The sequence below is a fragment of the Caenispirillum salinarum AK4 genome, from assembly GCF_000315795.1.
Lineage (GTDB): Bacteria > Pseudomonadota > Alphaproteobacteria > Rhodospirillales > Rhodospirillaceae > Caenispirillum > Caenispirillum salinarum.
On the sequence record NZ_ANHY01000042.1, the window covers coordinates 1 to 1,457 of the forward strand.

General features: G+C 68.1%; 1 protein-coding gene. It reads right to left on the minus strand.

What is annotated here, in order from left to right:
- Positions 1–70 precede the first annotated feature (70 nt).
- Positions 71–1,294: an IS256 family transposase gene (locus C882_RS22360; protein ID WP_009542970.1), complete on the minus strand. Its 1,224-nt coding sequence runs from the start codon at positions 1,292–1,294 to the stop codon at positions 71–73.
- Between the last annotated feature and the right edge of the window lie 163 nt (positions 1,295–1,457).

A 1,457-nucleotide genomic window follows, 5' to 3' on the forward strand; every position in this document is an offset into this window, starting at 1 on the left:
GATCGTGTCCCAGGAGATGGTGTAGAAGCCGCGGCGTCATCGCGCTGCCCGTGGGGCCGGGCCGGCGGGATCAGGCGGCGGTTTCGGGCAGCCTGATGATGTGATCATCGCCCACTGGCTGCACGGTTTCCAGCCTCATGTAGCGGGCGCGCTGGACGGCCCACTCGTCGTTCTGCTCCAGCAGGATCGCCCCGACCAGCCGCACGACGGCTGCCTCGTTGGGGAAGATGCCGACGACGTTGGTGCGGCGCTTGATCTCGCCGTTCAGGCGTTCGAGCGGGTTGGTGGAGTGCAGCTTGGTGCGGTGGTCCTTGGGGAAGCCCATGTAGGCCAGCACGTCCTCCTCGGCGTCGTCCATGAGGGCGGCGAGCTTCGTCGCCTTGGGGCGCAGTTGGTCGGCAACCTGTCGCCATTGGGCCTTTGCCGAAGCGGCGTCGGCCTGGGCGAAGGCCGTGGCGACGAAGGCGGAGACGACGCGGCGGCCCTGCTTGCCGGCGTGGGCCAGGAGGTTGCGCATGAAGTGCACGCGACAGCGCTGCCACGTGGCGTTCAGCACGCGAGCGGCGGCCGCCTTCAGGCCTTCATGGGCGTCGGAGACCACCAACTGCACGCCCCGCAAGCCCCGCCGCGCCAGGGAGCGCAGGAAGTCCGTCCAGAAGGTTTCGGCCTCCGACGGTCCAATGCTCAGGCCCAGGACCTCGCGGCGGCCGTCGCTGTTGACGCCGACGGCGACGATCACCGCCACCGAGACGATGCGCCCGGCGTCGCGCATCTTCACGTAGGTGGCGTCGAGCCACAGGTACGGCCAGTCGCCCTCCAGCGGCCGGTCGAGGAAGGTGCGGACGCGCTCGTCGATCTCCTCGCACAGGCGTGAGACCTGGCTTTTCGAGATGCCCGTCATGCCCATGGCCTGCACCAGGTCGTCCACCGAGCGGGTGGAGATGCCCTGTATGTAGGCTTCCTGCACGACCGCCGTCAGCGCCTTCTCGGCCATGCGCCGGGGCTCCAGGAAGCCGGGGAAGTAGGTGCCCTTGCGCAGCTTCGGGATCTTCAATTCGACGCGACCGACCCGCGTCTCCCAGCCGCGCTCGCGGTAGCCGTTGCGGTGGTTGATGCGGTCCGGCGACCGGGCGCCGTGGGCGGCGCCGGTCAGTCCCTCCACTTCCAGTTCCATCAGGCGCTGGGCGGTGTATTCGATCATGTCGCGCAGCAGATCGGCGTCGGAGTTCTTTTCCAGGAGGCCGCGCAGCGTCATCATGGTGTCGGTGTCCGCTACGCGTTCTCTTCGATCCATCGTGGTGCTCCTCGGTCAGGTGGCTGTTTGCAAACCCAACCTTACCTGGACATCGCGATGACCGCCTGCTGAGGCTGATCCGCCCACCTCCGCCAGACTCTTGGCGGTCGCTGCGGTGGGCGGATCAGCCTCAGCTCCTACACCACTCGCTGGGACGGGACCC

Coding starts and splice junctions, on each gene's coding strand:
- C882_RS22360 (WP_009542970.1), bottom strand. CDS start 1,294: ATGGATCGAAGAGAACGCGTAGCGGACACCGACACCATGATGACGCTG.